16 protein-coding genes, 1 tRNA gene and 1 pseudogene are annotated in these 16,628 nt (G+C 37.6%); 6 read left to right on the forward strand and 12 right to left on the reverse strand.

What is annotated here, in order from left to right; all coding sequences use genetic code 11:
- Positions 1 to 45: 45 nt before the first annotated feature.
- The 3 genes from NSU19_RS13240 to NSU19_RS13250 form a co-directional block, all read right to left on the reverse strand.
- A tRNA-Ile gene (locus NSU19_RS13240) sits at positions 46 to 119 on the reverse strand.
- A 56-nt stretch (positions 120 to 175) separates the two neighbouring features.
- A complete protein-coding gene (locus NSU19_RS13245) occupies positions 176 to 658 on the reverse strand; it encodes a DUF456 domain-containing protein (protein WP_063388073.1) in 483 nt (160 codons plus the stop codon).
- A 56-nt stretch (positions 659 to 714) separates the two neighbouring features.
- Complete coding sequence (locus NSU19_RS13250) at positions 715 to 2,346, reverse strand: Na/Pi cotransporter family protein (protein ID WP_066247567.1); 1,632 nt, start codon at positions 2,344 to 2,346, stop codon at positions 715 to 717.
- 362 nt (positions 2,347 to 2,708) lie between these two features.
- On the opposite strand from NSU19_RS13250, the gene NSU19_RS13255 reads away from it, so the two are divergent.
- On the forward strand, positions 2,709 to 3,491 hold the full coding sequence (locus tag NSU19_RS13255; protein ID WP_339196844.1) for a DUF1189 domain-containing protein: 783 nt from the start codon (positions 2,709 to 2,711) through the stop codon (positions 3,489 to 3,491).
- 56 nt (positions 3,492 to 3,547) lie between these two features.
- On the opposite strand, the gene NSU19_RS13260 is transcribed toward NSU19_RS13255, so the two are convergent.
- Complete coding sequence (locus tag NSU19_RS13260; protein ID WP_144596781.1) at positions 3,548 to 5,245, reverse strand: methyl-accepting chemotaxis protein; 1,698 nt, start codon at positions 5,243 to 5,245, stop codon at positions 3,548 to 3,550.
- A 77-nt stretch (positions 5,246 to 5,322) separates the two neighbouring features.
- Positions 5,323 to 6,537, reverse strand: a complete 1,215-nt coding sequence (locus tag NSU19_RS13265; protein ID WP_339196847.1) for an MFS transporter — start codon at positions 6,535 to 6,537, stop codon at positions 5,323 to 5,325.
- Positions 6,538 to 7,031: 494 nt separating this feature from the next.
- On the opposite strand from NSU19_RS13265, the gene NSU19_RS13270 reads away from it, so the two are divergent.
- Complete coding sequence (locus tag NSU19_RS13270) at positions 7,032 to 7,334, forward strand: hypothetical protein (RefSeq protein ID WP_063388069.1); 303 nt, start codon at positions 7,032 to 7,034, stop codon at positions 7,332 to 7,334.
- A gap of 95 nt (positions 7,335 to 7,429) precedes the next feature.
- Positions 7,430 to 8,536, forward strand: a complete 1,107-nt coding sequence (gene ispG / locus NSU19_RS13275; protein WP_094246222.1) for a flavodoxin-dependent (E)-4-hydroxy-3-methylbut-2-enyl-diphosphate synthase — start codon at positions 7,430 to 7,432, stop codon at positions 8,534 to 8,536.
- A gap of 35 nt (positions 8,537 to 8,571) precedes the next feature.
- On the opposite strand, the gene NSU19_RS13280 is transcribed toward ispG, so the two are convergent.
- The 5 genes from NSU19_RS13280 to NSU19_RS13300 form a co-directional block, all read right to left on the reverse strand.
- Positions 8,572 to 8,958 carry a hypothetical protein gene (locus tag NSU19_RS13280; RefSeq protein ID WP_063388067.1) on the reverse strand — a complete coding sequence of 129 codons (387 nt, stop codon included), beginning with the start codon at positions 8,956 to 8,958 and terminating at the stop codon, positions 8,572 to 8,574.
- 241 nt (positions 8,959 to 9,199) lie between these two features.
- Positions 9,200 to 9,622, reverse strand: a complete 423-nt coding sequence (locus NSU19_RS13285; protein ID WP_063388066.1) for a Fur family transcriptional regulator — start codon at positions 9,620 to 9,622, stop codon at positions 9,200 to 9,202.
- Complete coding sequence (locus NSU19_RS13290; protein ID WP_063388065.1) at positions 9,619 to 10,458, reverse strand: metal ABC transporter permease; 840 nt, start codon at positions 10,456 to 10,458, stop codon at positions 9,619 to 9,621. Before NSU19_RS13290 ends, NSU19_RS13285 begins: the two co-directional genes overlap by 4 nt.
- Before the next feature lie 15 nt (positions 10,459 to 10,473).
- Positions 10,474 to 11,232 (reverse strand): metal ABC transporter ATP-binding protein, encoded by a 759-nt coding sequence (locus NSU19_RS13295; protein ID WP_066247563.1) that lies wholly within the window; start codon positions 11,230 to 11,232, stop codon positions 10,474 to 10,476.
- Positions 11,233 to 11,346: 114 nt separating this feature from the next.
- Positions 11,347 to 12,228, reverse strand: a complete 882-nt coding sequence (locus tag NSU19_RS13300) for a YitT family protein (RefSeq protein ID WP_063388063.1) — start codon at positions 12,226 to 12,228, stop codon at positions 11,347 to 11,349.
- 147 nt (positions 12,229 to 12,375) lie between these two features.
- On the opposite strand from NSU19_RS13300, the gene NSU19_RS13305 reads away from it, so the two are divergent.
- Complete coding sequence (locus NSU19_RS13305; protein ID WP_063388062.1) at positions 12,376 to 12,642, forward strand: DUF2624 domain-containing protein; 267 nt, start codon at positions 12,376 to 12,378, stop codon at positions 12,640 to 12,642.
- 38 nt (positions 12,643 to 12,680) lie between these two features.
- Here NSU19_RS13305 and NSU19_RS13310 read toward each other — a convergent pair whose 3' ends face one another.
- A complete protein-coding gene (locus tag NSU19_RS13310) occupies positions 12,681 to 13,574 on the reverse strand; it encodes a deoxyribonuclease IV (protein WP_066247561.1) in 894 nt (297 codons plus the stop codon).
- A 23-nt stretch (positions 13,575 to 13,597) separates the two neighbouring features.
- Entirely contained in the window at positions 13,598 to 14,899 is a 1,302-nt protein-coding gene (locus NSU19_RS13315) for a DEAD/DEAH box helicase (protein ID WP_144596775.1), read from the reverse strand.
- Positions 14,900 to 15,166: 267 nt separating this feature from the next.
- On the opposite strand from NSU19_RS13315, the pseudogene vrrA reads away from it, so the two are divergent.
- A pseudogene (gene vrrA, locus NSU19_RS13320) lies at positions 15,167 to 15,538 on the forward strand (VrrA/YqfQ family protein); the annotation flags it as partial.
- 104 nt (positions 15,539 to 15,642) lie between these two features.
- On the forward strand, positions 15,643 to 16,605 hold the full coding sequence (locus NSU19_RS13325) for a 4-hydroxy-3-methylbut-2-enyl diphosphate reductase (protein ID WP_339196850.1): 963 nt from the start codon (positions 15,643 to 15,645) through the stop codon (positions 16,603 to 16,605).
- Positions 16,606 to 16,628 lie beyond the last annotated feature (23 nt).

The raw sequence follows: 16,628 nt of genomic DNA on the forward strand, positions 1-16,628 counted from the left end.
TTAATGTGCAATTAAAAAAGCGGTTACATTATTCGACTAATTTTATGGACCCTGCAGGATTCGAACCTGCGACCGGACGGTTATGAGCCGTCTGCTCTAACCAGCTGAGCTAAGGGTCCTTTTTCAAACACATAAGTAAATTATCACTAAATAGCTGTTGAAGTCAATGGCTAATTTAGAATATTGTATAAAGAAAATGAATGATCATCAACAGCTGAATCAGCCCTTTTGCTACTGTGCTCGCCAACAACCCCAATAAAGAACCGACTCCAACCTTTACAGCCTCGCTAAATGTTTTGCGGTGTACGAGAAGCTCTGCCGCAACAGCCCCTAAAAAAGGTCCTAAAATAATGCCAACAAACGGGATGATAAATGGCCCGGCAATTAAACCAATCGTACTTCCCCATCCGGCTGCTTTACTTCCACCAAACCGTTTAACTCCTACCATATTTGCCAAATAATCCGATAGGAATAAAAGAATGATGAACATACTTTCAACAACCCAAAATGAAATGGTTAACTGGCTGAAGCTAAAACAAATTCCATAGATAAAAAAGGCTGCTACAATCAATAACGCTGACGGTAAAATGGGGAAAAGCAGCCCGACAAAAGATAAGATAAAAAGAGCAATGATCAAAATCCAAATGATTACATCCATTTGCTTATCCTCCTAGAAATTAGAAATCAATGAACAATTTAATCCACTTGAAACGATTATTGACGGTATCCTAAAACAGCTTCCGCAATATTCACCGAGTGGTCGCCAATTCGTTCTAAGTTGCTGATAATATCTACATATACTATTCCGCCTTGTCCGGTACAAATCCCTTCATTAATGCGGATAATATGTTTTTTGCGTAAAGTGCGTTCCATTCTATCGATTTTTTCTTCAGATTTCAATACTTTTTTTGCTAATACAACATCGTTATCATCTAAAGCGTTGATCGCATCCTTCACATTTTGCAAGGTAATTTCAAACATTTCCAATAAATCTTCCAATGCCTGCTCAGTAATGGTGACTTTATTATTATTTTTATAATCAATAAGCTCCACTATATTTTCAAAATGGTCGCCGATTCGTTCAATATCTCGAACAGTATCCATTAAAATGGAATGTCGACGCGAATCATTTTGCGACATATCTTTTCCAGAAATCAATACGAGATAATCTGTTATTTTCCTATCTAAATTATTGATCGCCTCTTCAAGCTGCATCGCCATTTGTGCGTGCTTCTGCTGATTTGTCATCAAAAATTGTCTCGTTTCCTCTAGCCCTAATGATGCATATTGACCCATCCGAAGCACTTCTTCCTTCGCTTGCCCTAAAGCAATGGTTGGTGACTGTTCAATAAAAATTGGATCCAAATGCTTCGCTTTATACTCTATCGCTAAATCTTCACCAGGTATAACTTTTGTGACAAGCAGTGCAAGTGCACCGATGAACGGCGCTTGAACGATCGTATTGACAACATTAAATATTCCATGAGCAAAGGCAATGGTCATTTCAGGATTTAAATACAAATGGGCTTGCAATGATTCGATAAAATATTTGAAAATTGGTAAAATAATTAGAAAAATTGCCGTTCCGATTAAATTAAACATTACATGCGTCAAAGCAGCCCGTTTAGCAGCAATCGATGCTCCAATTGATGCCAAAACTGCTGTGATGGTTGTTCCGATATTATCACCGAATAATAAAGGCAGCGCAGCGTTGAGATCAATTAACCCTTGTGAAAACATCATTTGCAAAATCCCAATCGTCGCACTTGAACTTTGAACGATGATTGTAAAAACGGTTCCAATTACAACGCCAAGCAGCGGATTTGCACTTATGCTGACAGTCAAGTCATGAAAAATTTCTAATGATCTTAACGGCTTCATGCCGTCTCCCATCAATTCAAGCCCAAAAAACAAAGCGCCAAATCCAAAGATCACCTGCCCGATGCTGTTTATTTTTTTGTTTTTAGAAAAAAATAAAAGAACAGAACCTATAAATAAAATTGGCAAGGCATAAGCTTCGATATCGAATCCGATAATAAATGCCGTAACAGTCGTTCCGATATTTGCTCCCATGATCACGCCTATTGCTTGCTTTAAGCTCATGAAGCCGGCAGAAACGAGACCAACCGTTAAAACAGTTGTACCGCTGCTTGATTGAATTAACATTGTCACAAACATCCCAGCAAAAATACCCATAATAGGGTTTGTCGTAAACTTATCCAAAATATCTCGTAATTTATCTCCGGAGAATTTTTGCATACCTTCTCCCATACTTTTAATCGCAAATAAAAAAATTCCAATCCCGCCAAGAAATTCAAATAATATTTTTTGAACATCTACATCCACTCGTTTCACCTCCTTATTTTTCCAAATGTATTAACAGTTGAATCATTTTTGAAAAAGAAACGTTTATATTTCCCATTACCAAATTCCTTCAAATCCACTTTTTTTATTTTGCAATCGGTGCAGGCTCCTGCAGCTTCTATCTATAATAATGGATGAAGCCGATATGCCCCGCAAACAAAATTAATTTTTAACATGTTCCTCCCACACATGTTACTTTTATATTTTAAATTTAACAAAAAAATTTTACATTTTGTTCACAATTGTTATTCTTATTGCCGAATCGCCTATATAACTTATTTTCATTATTTTTGTTTCATTGGTACAATCAAATAGAAATGTTATAAAAGGAAGTGTTTCGATCAATGAATTTATTTGTCCTCCTTTTTAAAAGCATATACTCTCCAAAAACAATCGCTCTTACTAGATTTCAAAAAATCGGCAAACCTATTCTTTATGGATTTTTATTGGCCTTTCTTGCCGCCCTGCCCAATTGCATATATTTAAACTTAGCTATTGTAAATGCTATAAACGGGCTTGACCAAACGATAAATGAAAAAATCCCTGAATTCACCATTCATAACGGAACTTTAAAATCCGAGGAAAATGCGGTTGTGAAAGCAAAGCATGATCAATATACAATTATTTTTGACCCAAAAGGAACTTTCACAAGGGATGACTTGAAATGGCAGGAAAACGTCATCGGCATCTTATCGAATGAATTTGTTTTCGTTTCCAATGGCACAATGCAGCAGCTCGAGTATAACTTTTTTCAGGAAACAGAGATAACAAAAGAGGATTTGACAGCTGCCATCAAACAGCTGTCTGAAGTTGCTCCGATTATCATTCCCGTGATATCTGTCACACTATTTGCGATGTCAGCCACTTCTAAATTTGTGGAAATTACGTTTTTAGCTATTGTCGGGCTGTTGTTTAAAAAGAGGATGGGAAAAAGATTAAATTTTAAACAGCTTTGGACTATTTCAGCCTACAGCGTCACGCTTGCAACCGTGTTTTTTGCCATTATGAACTTTTTTCTCATCGATATATCCTTTGCTCTTTATATAAACTGGTTTGTACATATAACTGTTTTATATCTTGTATTAAAAGAAATCCCGAACCCGAAACAACCAGTAAAAGCTGCATAAAATAAAAAACCCCTTAAGGCAGAATTTCCAACTCTGCCTTAAGGGGGTTATGAGCACTATGATTTAAACTGAAATTTGTTTGTAGTGGACTTTAGAGATTCGGACAGTTCCATTAAAGTTAGTCCAATAGCATGGGTTTCGCGAATTTGTTCCATCTGTACTTTTGCGACAGATTGCATTTGCTCTGCACTGGCGAACGTTTCTTGAGAGACTGATAAAAAATTTTCAGCAGATTGCTCCATTTTAGGGAGCCAATCATCTAAAGTATGTAAGCTGTGTCTTGTTTCAGACAATATTTCATTCACTTTTCCAATCTCATCTACTAGTTGATCAAATGAAAGCCGCGATTTACCTGCAACTTCTAAATGGTTTTGCACAAGCTCCAAAATTAGCTTAAACTGCTGATAAGCGCTCTGAGAAATATCATGCATCATTTTTACAGACTGTGCTATGTCTTCCGTCGCTTTGGATGACTGTTCAGCCAATTTTCGGACTTCCTCAGCAACGATAGCAAATCCTTTGCCTTCTTCTCCAGCTCTTGCTGCTTCAATTGTTGCATTTAATGACAATAGCTTTGTTTTCTCAGATATTGCATATATCATTTCCACAACCTTTTCAATCGCCGTCGAATGATCTCGAACACTTTGGATCGTTTTAGACATAGTTTTGCACTCTTTTTCAAAGCGATTTAACGATTCGATCATCTGTCTCATATTTTGTTCTCCCGTGTTGGCTGATCGGTTCATGCCTTGTGCGCTTGAGAAAAGGCGCTCTATTCTCTCCAGCACAGTTTGAACTGTATTTTTCATGGAATGAAATACTTTTGCGCTTTCTTCAGAGCTTGAAGCTGTTTGCTGCGCACCGTTTTTCACCATTTCAATCGCTTCAACAAGATTCGTATGTAATGTTAATACGTCATCAGAAGAGTGTTTAAGCTTCCGGCCTGTCGAAAACAAATTTTCTGTTGTGGTATTAATCCTTTGAATCATCATCCCCAAATAGCCTGCCAATTGCTTAAAGCTTTTGATGAGCGAAAGGATTTCTGGAAGATTTGTATTTATGTTTAAATCAAGCTGAATATCTCCTTCACGCATTTTTCTCATTTTTTCCCTCAAAATCGTCAACGGTTTTGTCATACTTCTGACAGCTAAAAACAATATTCCCATCATAAAAAAGACGCTGATTATTCCAATCCAGATTGTATTGTAAGCTAGTTCATGCACAGGCTTTATAAAACTTTCTGTCGGAACGGCAAGCAAAAAAATTCCTTTCAATTCCTGCATTTCTTTAAAGGCCAACGTATAATCTTGTCCATTGAAAGATTTATGAATAATTCCGCTATTTTTTTTCGTTATTTCCTTTACAATTGCAGTTGGGATTTGAGTTTTTGTTTTAACGCTAACCGAAAATGGTGTGGCCTTTTCATTTCGAACGAAAAAAAAGTCAGCATTTAAACCGTCCTGAATCAGCTGGGAGGATTGCCTTTGAACGACTTCTTTATCAAATCTTTCGAAAAAATCATCAGAGCTATTTACATAAGCATACAGAAGATTGCTGGCAGCAATCTCTGTCATATATACTTCCCTTTTTAATCGATCCTCTATCAAATTAAAAGTTGTTTCACTTGCTTTTTGGTAAGCAGTATAACCGACAACAGTTATCGAACTAATAAGAAGTATGAGCGCAAACAAAATCAATCTTACAGATAGAGGTATTCGCTCTCCTATCGACATGTTCTTTCTCTTCTTTTTCACTATTATGATTTCCCCCTTTATAAGCTTAACAGCATTATGACAAAAGATTATTAAGGGAATTTAAAGTTTTTTTATTTTTATTGTAAATTCCTCCACATTTTGCTACATACTATTTTCCAATCATTTTTAAATACGTATAGGAGTAAACATTGAACGAGCGACAACATAAAAAATAAAAGCTTAAACAACAACTGTTCATTGCCAATCCACAAGCTAAAAACAACCGGTCCGAGCGCAACCCCTAAAAAGCGCGCCATCCCGTATAAGCTAACTACAATCCCTCTTTCTGCATCATCAACACTTGATATGATCAACGAATTAATAACCGGCAGCACAAAACCTAAGCCGCCAAATGAAATAGTGATAAAAAACAAAAATAGCGAAAACTGTTGAAAAATCAAAAAACTGAAAAATGATAAAAACGTCATGAACATCCCTACCAATAAAAAAAGAAAACGGTTTTTTACATAGTCCAATCGCTTTCCTGTCCAATAAGACGATATAGATAATGCGCCTAACGGAAAAGAGTATACAAATCCTTTAAAGAATCCATCGATATGATATAACTCTTCAATTAAATAGGCTAAATAATACAGCAGCCCAAAAAGCAAAAACATACTTGTACCGCCATACAGGTAAAGAGATAACAATCGCGCTTTTTGCACCTTTAACACATCAGCTATTCTTTGCACATATTCGTGAAGCGATATTTTTTCCTCGCCTGATGGAGAAGTCTTTATAAAAAAAAGAATGAAAAAAAGCAAGAGAGTTCCAATAATAGGGAAAAGAATGAATGGAAAATACCATGCTACAAGGGCTAACAAAGCCCCTAAAATGGGAGCGGCTACTTTTGCAGTTCCGTTGAACACTTCTAAAACGGCAAGAGCTCGATCCCGTTTTTCGTCCGTAAACATGTCTCCTGCTAATGACATGGCTAGAGACGATATTCCTCCTGTGCCAAGCCCTTGCACCAAACGTCCAGCTAACAATGTCCAAAAAGCAATAGATTTGTTGACAAAACCGCTGAAAAAACAGATAGCCCCCCCTATGATCAGCAATAAAAGCGACCATAAAATAAATGTTTTTCGGCCGTAACGGTCGGAAAGGAAACCTACGATTGGGATGATGATCGCTGCAGGTATATTAAATATGCTTAAAATAAAGCTCGTCTGTGCAGCTGTAATTTCAAGCGCTTGTCCAAACTCCGGCAATATCGGGATCAGCATCGAATTCCCTAGCACCATCATAAACGGAAGCATCCCTAATAACATAATGATGATATGCTCTCTCATATTTATCTCCCTTCGTTTACTCGAATTTCGAATTGATGCATGAATTCATTGTTGACAGCAGGGAATGCGTTAAACCGAAGAATATCTTGGACGTTTTCAAAATGCTCTTCGATCGTAAAGCAGCCCCTTCTACCCTTTAGGTTTAACTGAGCTTCCCTCTCGCATTAATTCAGGCACTGGCTTCAGCTTGAACATATTTTCGGAAAGAATAGCTGGAAAGGATCTGAATTCATAAATTTGAGCCCGCATTGCCTGAAAGCTTTAATCTGTATAAATTTTCCATTTGAGAAGGAAGAAAGATCGAAAAAAGCAGCGAACTCGCTTTGCAACAGCTTCAGCAGCTTGTCTCAAGCGAGAAAAGAGATGTTGATTTCTCCCCAGGTCCTCCGAACTTGCTAACTTTTCACTTGTGTATGCCAGCAAAGACATAATTGGTATGTTTGTACATAAAAAAACATATATGTTAATAAAGAACAAAACGGGGGAACATAGAGATGAAACGTTTATTTTCCGCTTTACTAGTTATCTTTTTCAGTTTTGTTATTTATTATGATTTAAAAAACGGTACATTACCTGTATCTTCCATACAAAATGAACAGCATGCTGAAGAACAATTTATGGAGGTAAAAGTGAAGGAAGGAGATACGGTTCTTTCCATTGTTGAAAAAATACACAATAAGCCTGTTCCAGCAAGCATTGAAGAGATTATTAAAGATTTTGGGGAATTAAATTCAAATGAAGATGTGTACAGTATACAAGCAGGAAAAACATACAAATTCCCCTTATATAACAATTAGTTAAAGTTTTTAATTCTTGTCATTGCTTGGCTATGATTGGTACAATATCATAGGATGGCAAATGTTCCATCAAACGTATTTATATTTAAGGAGCGATAAACGTGGGCGAAATCACACATCGTACGAAAACACGTCCAGTCAAAGTAGGCAACATCCAAATTGGCGGAAATAATGAAGTAGTCATTCAAAGCATGACCACAACGAAAACGCATGATGTTGAAGCCACAGTAAAAGAAATTCACAGACTGGAAGAAGCAGGTTGTCAAATCGTTCGTGTTGCTTGTCCTGATGAACGGGCTGCAAATGCAATTCCAGAAATCAAAAAACGCATTAACATTCCTCTAGTTGTCGATATACATTTCGATTACCGGCTCGCTTTAAAAGCGATTGAAGGCGGAGCAGATAAAATACGGATTAACCCGGGGAACATCGGGCGAAGGGAAAAAGTAGAAGCCGTTGTGAAGGCTGCGAAAGAAAGAAACATTCCAATCAGAATTGGAGTAAACGCCGGTTCACTTGAAAAAAGGATTTTAGAAAAGTACGGCTATCCTACTGCTGACGGAATGGTTGAAAGTGCATTGCATCACATAAAAATTTTAGAGGATCTTGATTTTCACGATATTATCGTTTCTTTAAAAGCGTCTGATGTACGGCTTTCAATCGAAGCATATGAAAAAGCTGCAAAAGCGTTTGATTATCCTCTCCATTTAGGGATTACCGAATCTGGCACTTTGTTTGCGGGGACAATCAAAAGCGCTGCCGGCCTTGGAGCCATTTTAAGCAAAGGCATCGGCAATACTTTGCGTATATCATTAAGCGCTGATCCCGTCGAAGAGGTGAAGGTTGCCCGAGAATTGCTGAAATCATTCGGCCTGGCTGCCAATGCAGCAACACTTATTTCATGCCCTACATGCGGAAGAATTGAAATAGATCTCATTAAAATCGCGAATGAAGTCGAAGAATATATTTCAAAAATTCGTGCGCCAATCAAAGTAGCTGTTTTAGGATGCGCAGTAAACGGTCCAGGCGAAGCGAGAGAAGCCGATATTGGAATTGCTGGTGCACGAGGCGAAGGATTGCTTTTTAGAAAAGGAAAAATTGTTCGGAAAGTTCCGGAAGAAACAATGGTCGAAGAATTAAAAAAAGAAGTGGATTTAATCGCTGAAGAATATTTCAAAAAACAAGAAAAGGAAAAAGTTTAAAGCTTGGAGCGGATGCCCCAAGCTTTTTGTTTTTGTTAAAAAAACGGTAATACGAAAATTCCAAGCAGCAAGGAAACGATACCTATTCCGATCGCCCATGCTCCCAGATTTTCCGCACCGCGCCGACGGGCGATAAACCCTATAATGATACCCGATGCTCCTAATAAAACGGGCAAAACAAATAAAGAAATAATCGATAGTGCCAGCGCCAGCCATCCTAAATTGCGGCCGCCAGCTTCATCGGCGTCATTATTATAATTATATGTTTCATTTGTATTTCTAGATTCAACTGCTCCAGCTTCTGCTGCGGTTTCTTCTAGATAATCTCGGTTTTCATTATTCCGGTTTTCAAAATTTCGGTTTTCCTGAATGGCATTTATTTCAGTTGATTTGCCGGCATGTGGGAAATTTTTGTTTGCCATTGCCATATCCCTCGCTTTCAAAAGATAGGAGCATTTATAGTATAAGCAAATCAATTCCCATTATTATGGAAATGTTTTCAAATAGGATCTAATGTTGGATCAGAGGACGGGAAGCAATATGTTGATCCTTTATTTTTTTACTATTTGTGAAATTTTATTCTTTTTTTAAGAAATGACAAAACTCGAGTTCATCCCTTCTTATCATGAATTCCCATAAAAAAACAAACCTTGTGATCAAATTTCACAAGGTTTGTTCATGGCAATTCGGGCATAACCCATAAATTTCAAATTTATGTCCATTAATTTTATATCCGTCCAAATACTCCTCTATCGTATTCATTGGGCATGATTCGATCTCTTTCGTTTTACCGCATTCCATACAAATAAAATGGTGGTGATGATGTCCTAAATCACAATGAAAGCGAAAGTGCTTTTCACCTGAAAGCTCTGTCGTTTCCAATATACCCAACTCTGCAAACAATGATAAATTCCGATAAATCGTATCAAAACTTAAACCGGGATAGCGCTTATTCATTTTTTCCAAAACATCTTTAGCTGTCAAATATTTATCAGAATCGGCAATTAGTTGAAGCATTTCTTTCCTTTTGGATGTATATTTATATCCCTTTTCTTTTAAATATTGTAAAGCTTGTTCGACATTCATATTTTGCCCCTCCTAGCTTTTGACAAAATAATGGAAAAAATCAAAGCCAATACCTCTAAAATGACAATTGTTCCTCCCGGAGCAATATCTAAATAATAAGATAATACTAAACCGATTAAAACGGAAGCTTCTCCTATTATAACGGAAAGAAAAATTGTCTTTTTAAAACCGGTTGCTATTCTAATACTTGCAGCAACAGGAAGGGTCATAAGCGAGGAAACTAACAAAATTCCAACAACTCTCATGGAAACGCTTATCACTAGGGCAACTGTTAAAATAAACAAAAGATGCAAGCCTTTTGCCGGCAGCCCTAAAGCAGATGCATATTCTTCATCAAACGACAGTAAAAACAATTCTTTATAAAACAATACGATCAATAAAATAACCAATGCTGCAACACCAGTAATAATATATAAATCCGTCCTGGAAACCGCACTAACACTTCCAAATAAGTAATTAAAAAGATCTGTATTAAACCCATCTGCTAAAGAGATAAATACAACGCTAAAACCGATCCCAGCCGACATGATTATCGGAATGGCCAATTCCGCATAAAATTTATAAAAAGCTCGCAGCTTTTCAATCACAAGTGAGCCTAAAACAGAAAAACCCATTCCGACATAAATTGGATTCAATGAAGAAAAGAAGGATATTTTTGAAGATAAAAAAAGACCGCCCGCAATTCCAGCCAAGGTCACATGACTCAGTGCATCTGCAATTAGTGATAATCGTCTGACCACCACAAAAACACCTAAAAGAGGTGCGATAAAACCGATTAAAATACCTGAAAGAAATGCATTTTGCAAAAACTCAAATTGTAAAATACTGCTAAACATCTTCATTTCCTCCATCTACTCATGATCATGCGTTATTAACTGAACTGGATGCCCGTACAATGAGGTCAATTCCGTTTCTTTCAGGCGTTCAAATTCGTCTTTATTTCCATGGAAATAAAGTTGTTTGTTCAAGCAAGCAACATGCGTAACTTTATCTGTAATAGCTCCAATATCATGGGTAACAAGTATTAATGTGATTTCCAATTCTTTATTCAAATGATGCAAAAGCTGATAAAAATGATTGACTGTCTGACTATCTACACCTACAGTTGGTTCATCTAAAATCAATAATTTAGGTTCACTGACAAGTGCGCGAGCAATAAATACCCTTTGCTGCTGTCCTCCTGAAAGCTCACCGATATTTTGGTGAACTGCCTTTTCCATTCCAACTGCCCGGATCGCTTCCATTACCTTTTCCCGATCAGCTTTTTTCATTTTTTTAAACAAACCGAGTTTGGGAGTCAAGCCGCTCGCTACTACTTCAAAAACAGTAGCTGGGAACGAAGAGTTAAAGCTGTTTGCCTTTTGAGAAACGTAGCCAATTTTATGCCAATCGTTAAATTGATGAATATCTTCACCAAATAAATGAATCGTCCCTTTCTGAGGCTTTAAAAGCCCAAGCAGACATTTCAATAATGTCGATTTTCCGGAGCCGTTCGGCCCAACTAAACCTAAAAATGCTCCTTTTTCAATGGAAATATTGATATTTTCGAGCACATATTTTCTCTCATATTGAAAAAAAAGGTTCTTTACTTCTACTATTTTTTCCCCCATGCTTCTCACCTATTTAATTAGGAATCATTACGATTTATTTTTATCATTAAAGTATACAGGAGAAGAGCACATTTGTAAAGAAAAATGTGTTCTCCCTCTACTTCAATGTGTTGATTAATGGATGGCAGATTTAAATTTTCCGCCTTTCGTTTCTTGTGTATTCATAATGGTAATAAACGCGTTCGGGTCAATCTCATGTACAATCGATTTTAATTTTGCCACTTCAAGCCTTGTAACAACTGCATAAATGACGTCTTTTTCCGTATCCGTGTATCCGCCTTTTCCCTTTAATTTTGTCGTTCCGCGTCCTAAGCGTGACAATATAGCATCAGACACTTCATCGTAATGATCAGATATAATGATGGCGGCCTTTGTTTCATCAAGACCTTGAACAACCGCATCAATTGTTTTAAAGGCAATATAATATGTAAAGATGGAATACATGGCTTGTTCTATCCCGAAGACAAACGCTGCGCTTCCAAAAATGAAAATATTCAAAAACATCACGATTTCGCCAACGGAAAAGGGAATTTTTTTCGTTAAAAGAATTCCTAAAATTTCTGTCCCGTCCAGAGATCCTCCGTGTCGGATGACAAGTCCCACTCCTGCACCGAGCAAAAAACCACCAAATACAGTGGCTAGCAAAGGCTCTGTAGTAAAGGCTTCAAAATCATGGGCCAGCCTTTCCGCAATGGCCAAACAAATGATGCCAAATATGGACGAAAACATAAATGTCTTCCCAATCTGCTTATAACCGGAATACATAAAAGGAAGGTTTAACACAATAACTAATGTAGCGAAATTGATGATTTTAATATGATTCGAAAATATGTGGTCTAAAATAAGCGAAATGCCGATGATACCGCCATCAATCATATGATTTGGGACTAAAAACAGCTCGATGCTTACGGCTGCCAGAACAGCTCCGATCACAATCATTAACAATCGATAAATGATGTGTCTTAAGCTTTCTTTTTTATGATGTTTTTTACTCATCTCGTCCTCCTAGTTTTTTTTTTAATCATATTGTATTATAAAAATTTTGCTGAGACGATATTTATGTCATTTTCTCCACCCATTTTTTTTAAAAAAAGGCAACTATCTCCCCCTCTGTTCATACGAATAAGAGGGGAGGCGAGATCTTTGATTTTATTTGAAAAAATTATTCAACAAAAAATTAACAGTTTAAAACCTGAAGAACTTGTGTCATATGCAAAGCAATATGATATATCCATTTCGATTAACGAAGCAAAACAGCTGCTTCAACTCGTACAGGGAAAAAAAATCAACGTGTTTCATGAAGAAGAAAGAATTGCTTTGTTAAAACAAATTGCCAAAATCACTTCGCCGGAAACAGCCAAAAAAGCAAATCAATTATTTTTGCAATTCTTCAATGGCAATTGGAAATAAAAAAGGCAAGTTCCCTAAAAAAGGGAGCTTGTTCTTTTTTATTGATTCGCTATTTTTTCCAAAACATTTTCATCAAACGTCTTATTCTTCAGCATGTCAATTTCAAATTTATAAGGCGGCTTTTTATTTTTTTTGTCGTCACCGACATACGGAGTTTCTAAAATTTTTGGCAAGTCTTTTAATTGCGGATGGTGGACGATATAATTGATTGCTTTAAATCCTATGTGGCCGAATCCGATATTTTCATGACGGTCTTTTTGGGCCCCGCGCGGATTTTTGCTGTCGTTTATATGAACAACTTTTAAACGGTCGATGCCGATGATTTTATCAAATTGATTTAAAACCCCATCAAAATCATTGACAATATCATAACCGGCATCATGAGTATGGCAAGTGTCGAAACAAACGGACAAATGTTCATTGTAGGTAACACCATCAATGATCATCGCAAGCTCCTCAAACGTTCTTCCGCATTCTGAACCTTTGCCGGCCATCGTTTCAAGGGCGATTTGCACTTTTTGCCCCCTCTCCAGCACTTCATTTAAACCTTCAATAATTTTTTTGATTCCGGCTTCTGCACCGGCTCCAACGTGAGCTCCCGGATGGAGCACGATTTGTTTTGCACCGATTGCTTCCGTGCGTTCAATTTCCGATTTTAAAAAATCAACGCCAAGCTGGAAGGTCGCTAAATTTGTTGTATTGCCAATGTTAATAATATATGGTGCGTGAACGACAATTTCTTCGATGCCATGCTCTTTCATATGCGCCAAACCTGCTTCGATATTTAAATCTTCAATTTTTTTTCTTCTCGTGTTTTGCGGGGCTCCTGTATAAATCATAAACGTATTAGCGCCGTATGAAACTGCCTCTTCACTTGCCGCAAGCAACATTTTCTTGCCGCTCATCGATACATGCGAGCCAATTTTTAACATGTTTTTCCTCTCCTTACAACCTTTTATTTATTTTTTCTTGCTTGCTTTTTCTTTAGCTTTTCAATTTGTTCTTTCATCTTTTTTTTGTATCCTGGTTTTACCGATTTTGGCTTTTTGATGATTCCGATAATCGCGTTTGTTTCCATTGGTTGTTTTTTTCTTTTTTGTCTGCGATTTCGGTCATCGAGCGCTTTCCATATTCCGTTTTCAATATCTCGATTTTCAAAGATTATCCCCATTTTTTCAAGCTTTTGCAGCATTTGTTCGTTATCGTCTTCATAGATTGTATAGGCAAATCCTGAAAAGCCAGCCCGAGCCGTTCTTCCGGTTCGGTGAATATAAAAATCTAAATCAGTCGGCAGCTCGGCATTGATTACATGGGAAACACCTTCAATATCAATTCCTCTTGCAGCTAAATCAGTTGCTACTACAACTTGATAGGCAAGATCCTTTATTTGACGCATTTCTTTTTTCCGTTCACGCGGGGTAAGACCGCCGTGGATTTGCCCAACCTTTAATCCCTTTTCGGCAAGACCGTATGCCACATCTTGGGCATTCGCTTTTGTATTCACAAAAATTAACGCTAAATAAGGGTTTAAGGAAACTACCATATTGTATAAAAGATCTATTTTGTTTCGATGCCTCAGCGGAACAAGGACATGCGTGATGTTTTTGGCATGTACTTGTTTTGGAGATACATGAACATACTCAGGATTTTCCATATATTTTTTTAAAAAAGGCTTTAATTTTTCAGGAATGGTGGCAGAAAACACAAGCATTTGCAGTTCTTTTTTCATTCGACTAGCTATTTGGTCGACCTCATAAATAAAGCCTAAATCTAGCATTAAATCGGCTTCATCCACAACTATGCTTTTGGTCGAATATAAATCTAGCGCCCCTTCCTTGACAAGATCAAGAATTCTGCCAGGTGTTCCGATCACAAGATGGGGCTGAGTTTTTAGCTTTTCGATCGCCCGCATTTTATCTGTACCGCCAATAAAAAGTTTTGCATGTAATTCTTTTTCCGGCGGGGCGAATTTTATGATTTTTAACGCTTCCTCGTAAATTTGGGTCGCGAGCTCTCTCGTCGGTGCTAAAACAACAACTTGGACACGCTTTTCCTCTCCACAAATACTGTTGATTAACGGTAGCAAATAAGCATGTGTTTTGCCTGTACCTGTTTGTGATTGGCCGATGGCACTTGCTCCTCTTAATATGATTGGGATCATTTGTGCTTGAATTTCAGTCGGTTCTTTAAAACCTAACGACTGAACGGCATCTATAATAAAATCTTGAAATGGAAAATCTTTAAAATCAGCTGCCATTGCAAAACAACTCCTTCATAATCAATCAACCCATTTTTTGATTATAAACAATATAATGGAAAAACTCCAATTTTAATAAAACATTTTCCTAAAACGCCGCATAGTTTAATGTAGGTAAAACAGGAAAAGAAAGGGGAAAAGTTTATGCATCCTTATCGAGCTTTTCCTCCCTTCCGGCAGCAGCCATTGATCCGCCCTTTTTTTGGCGGAGGCTACCATCCTTTTTGGGGGCAGCCACCTGTTCAGCAATGGCCGATTCCGCCTAGGGGAGGATTACAATCGCTTTTTTCGCGTTTTCTTCCATCGAGCACAATGCATGCAGGAAGTATACCGTCAAGCGGTGCTGTTCAAAGTTTAACAAACCCTGCCAATCTTTCAAACATGTTGACGAATGTCCAAAAAGTTCTCGGTGTCGCTCAGCAAGTCACACCGATGGTTCAGCAATACGGTCCTCTGATCCGTAATCTCCCGGCAATGTTCAAAATTTATAGAGAATTAAAAAATGCTGATACAGACAGTAGCGAAGAAGATGATATAAAAGAAAATTCATCTTCTAAAAGATTGAAGGAACAGACAGCCGATGACAGCCCTTCAGATGAAAATACGTCGGGCGAATCAAAACCTAAGCTTTATATTTAATTGTGTTTTGTTTTCTTCCTCCATGTTAGGTATAATGATGTTAGATAGTCAAGCCGCTTGACGGCTTTTTTATTTTCCTTTACTAAATATCAGGAGGAAAAAACATGGAGGTTATTAAAATTTCCCCTCGAGGATACTGCTATGGTGTTGTTGATGCAATGGTGATAGCCAAAAATGCAGCAATGGATAAATCACTGCCTAGACCGATCTATATTTTAGGAATGATCGTTCATAATAAACATGTAACAGATGCCTTTGAAAAAGAAGGGATTATTACGTTAGACGGAAAAAATCGACTTGAGATTTTGAAAAAAGTCGATAAAGGAACCGTTATTTTCACTGCTCACGGCGTTTCGCCAGAAGTGCGCAAAATAGCGAAGGAAAAAGGGCTTGTCACGATCGATGCTACATGCCCTGACGTCACAAAAACTCATGAACTTATTAAACAAAAAAAAGAAGAAGGGTATGACGTCATTTATATTGGAAAAAAAGGGCATCCGGAACCGGAAGGAGCAGTTGGTGTAGCGCCGGATATCGTTCATTTAGTCGAGACTGTCAACGATGTTGAAGAGCTCGATATTTCCAACGACAAAATCATTGTTACGAACCAAACAACAATGAGCCAATGGGACGTAGCTGATATAATGGAAAAAGTGAAGGAAAAATATCCGCATGTCGAGTTTCATAAAGAAATTTGCCTCGCAACACAAGTTCGCCAGGAAGCTGTGGCCGAACAAGCAAAAGAAGCTGATTTAACCATTGTCGTCGGCGATCCGCGCAGCAACAATTCAAACCGGCTTGCGCAAGTATCTGAAGAGATTGCGGGCACGAAAGCTTATCGTGTGGCGAATGTAAGTGAAATCAAACTGGAATGGCTTAAAGGCGTTAAAAAAGTTGCCGTTACAGCCGGTGCATCAACCCCAACGCCGATTGTCAAAGAGGTCATTCGATTTTTGGAGAATTATGATCCAGAAAATCCAGAAACATGGGATTTAACTTCAAATGTCCCTCTTGAAAAAATATTGCCAAAGGTAAAAGTCAAAAAATCATCGACAAAACCTTTTTAATGATTAAAGGGGATCGGTCCGCT

Source organism: Aeribacillus sp. FSL k6-2211 (assembly GCF_037966125.1).
In the GTDB taxonomy this organism is placed as follows: domain Bacteria; phylum Bacillota; class Bacilli; order Bacillales; family Aeribacillaceae; genus Aeribacillus; species Aeribacillus composti.

Bases quoted from the DNA above. Each gene is read 5' to 3' on its own strand.
- NSU19_RS13245 (WP_063388073.1), bottom strand. From the start codon at position 658: ATGGATGTAATCATTTGGATTTTGATCATTGCTCTTTTTATCTTATCT.
- NSU19_RS13255 (WP_339196844.1), top strand. From the start codon at position 2,709: ATGAATTTATTTGTCCTCCTTTTTAAAAGCATATACTCTCCAAAAACA.
- NSU19_RS13265 (WP_339196847.1), bottom strand. From the start codon at position 6,537: ATGAGAGAGCATATCATCATTATGTTATTAGGGATGCTTCCGTTTATG.
- NSU19_RS13270 (WP_063388069.1), top strand. From the start codon at position 7,032: ATGAAACGTTTATTTTCCGCTTTACTAGTTATCTTTTTCAGTTTTGTT.
- NSU19_RS13280 (WP_063388067.1), bottom strand. From the start codon at position 8,958: ATGGCAAACAAAAATTTCCCACATGCCGGCAAATCAACTGAAATAAAT.
- NSU19_RS13285 (WP_063388066.1), bottom strand. From the start codon at position 9,622: ATGAATGTCGAACAAGCTTTACAATATTTAAAAGAAAAGGGATATAAA.
- NSU19_RS13290 (WP_063388065.1), bottom strand. From the start codon at position 10,458: ATGTTTAGCAGTATTTTACAATTTGAGTTTTTGCAAAATGCATTTCTT.
- NSU19_RS13295 (WP_066247563.1), bottom strand. From the start codon at position 11,232: ATGGGGGAAAAAATAGTAGAAGTAAAGAACCTTTTTTTTCAATATGAG.
- NSU19_RS13300 (WP_063388063.1), bottom strand. From the start codon at position 12,228: ATGAGTAAAAAACATCATAAAAAAGAAAGCTTAAGACACATCATTTAT.
- NSU19_RS13310 (WP_066247561.1), bottom strand. From the start codon at position 13,574: ATGTTAAAAATTGGCTCGCATGTATCGATGAGCGGCAAGAAAATGTTG.
- NSU19_RS13315 (WP_144596775.1), bottom strand. From the start codon at position 14,899: ATGGCAGCTGATTTTAAAGATTTTCCATTTCAAGATTTTATTATAGAT.
- NSU19_RS13325 (WP_339196850.1), top strand. From the start codon at position 15,643: ATGGAGGTTATTAAAATTTCCCCTCGAGGATACTGCTATGGTGTTGTT.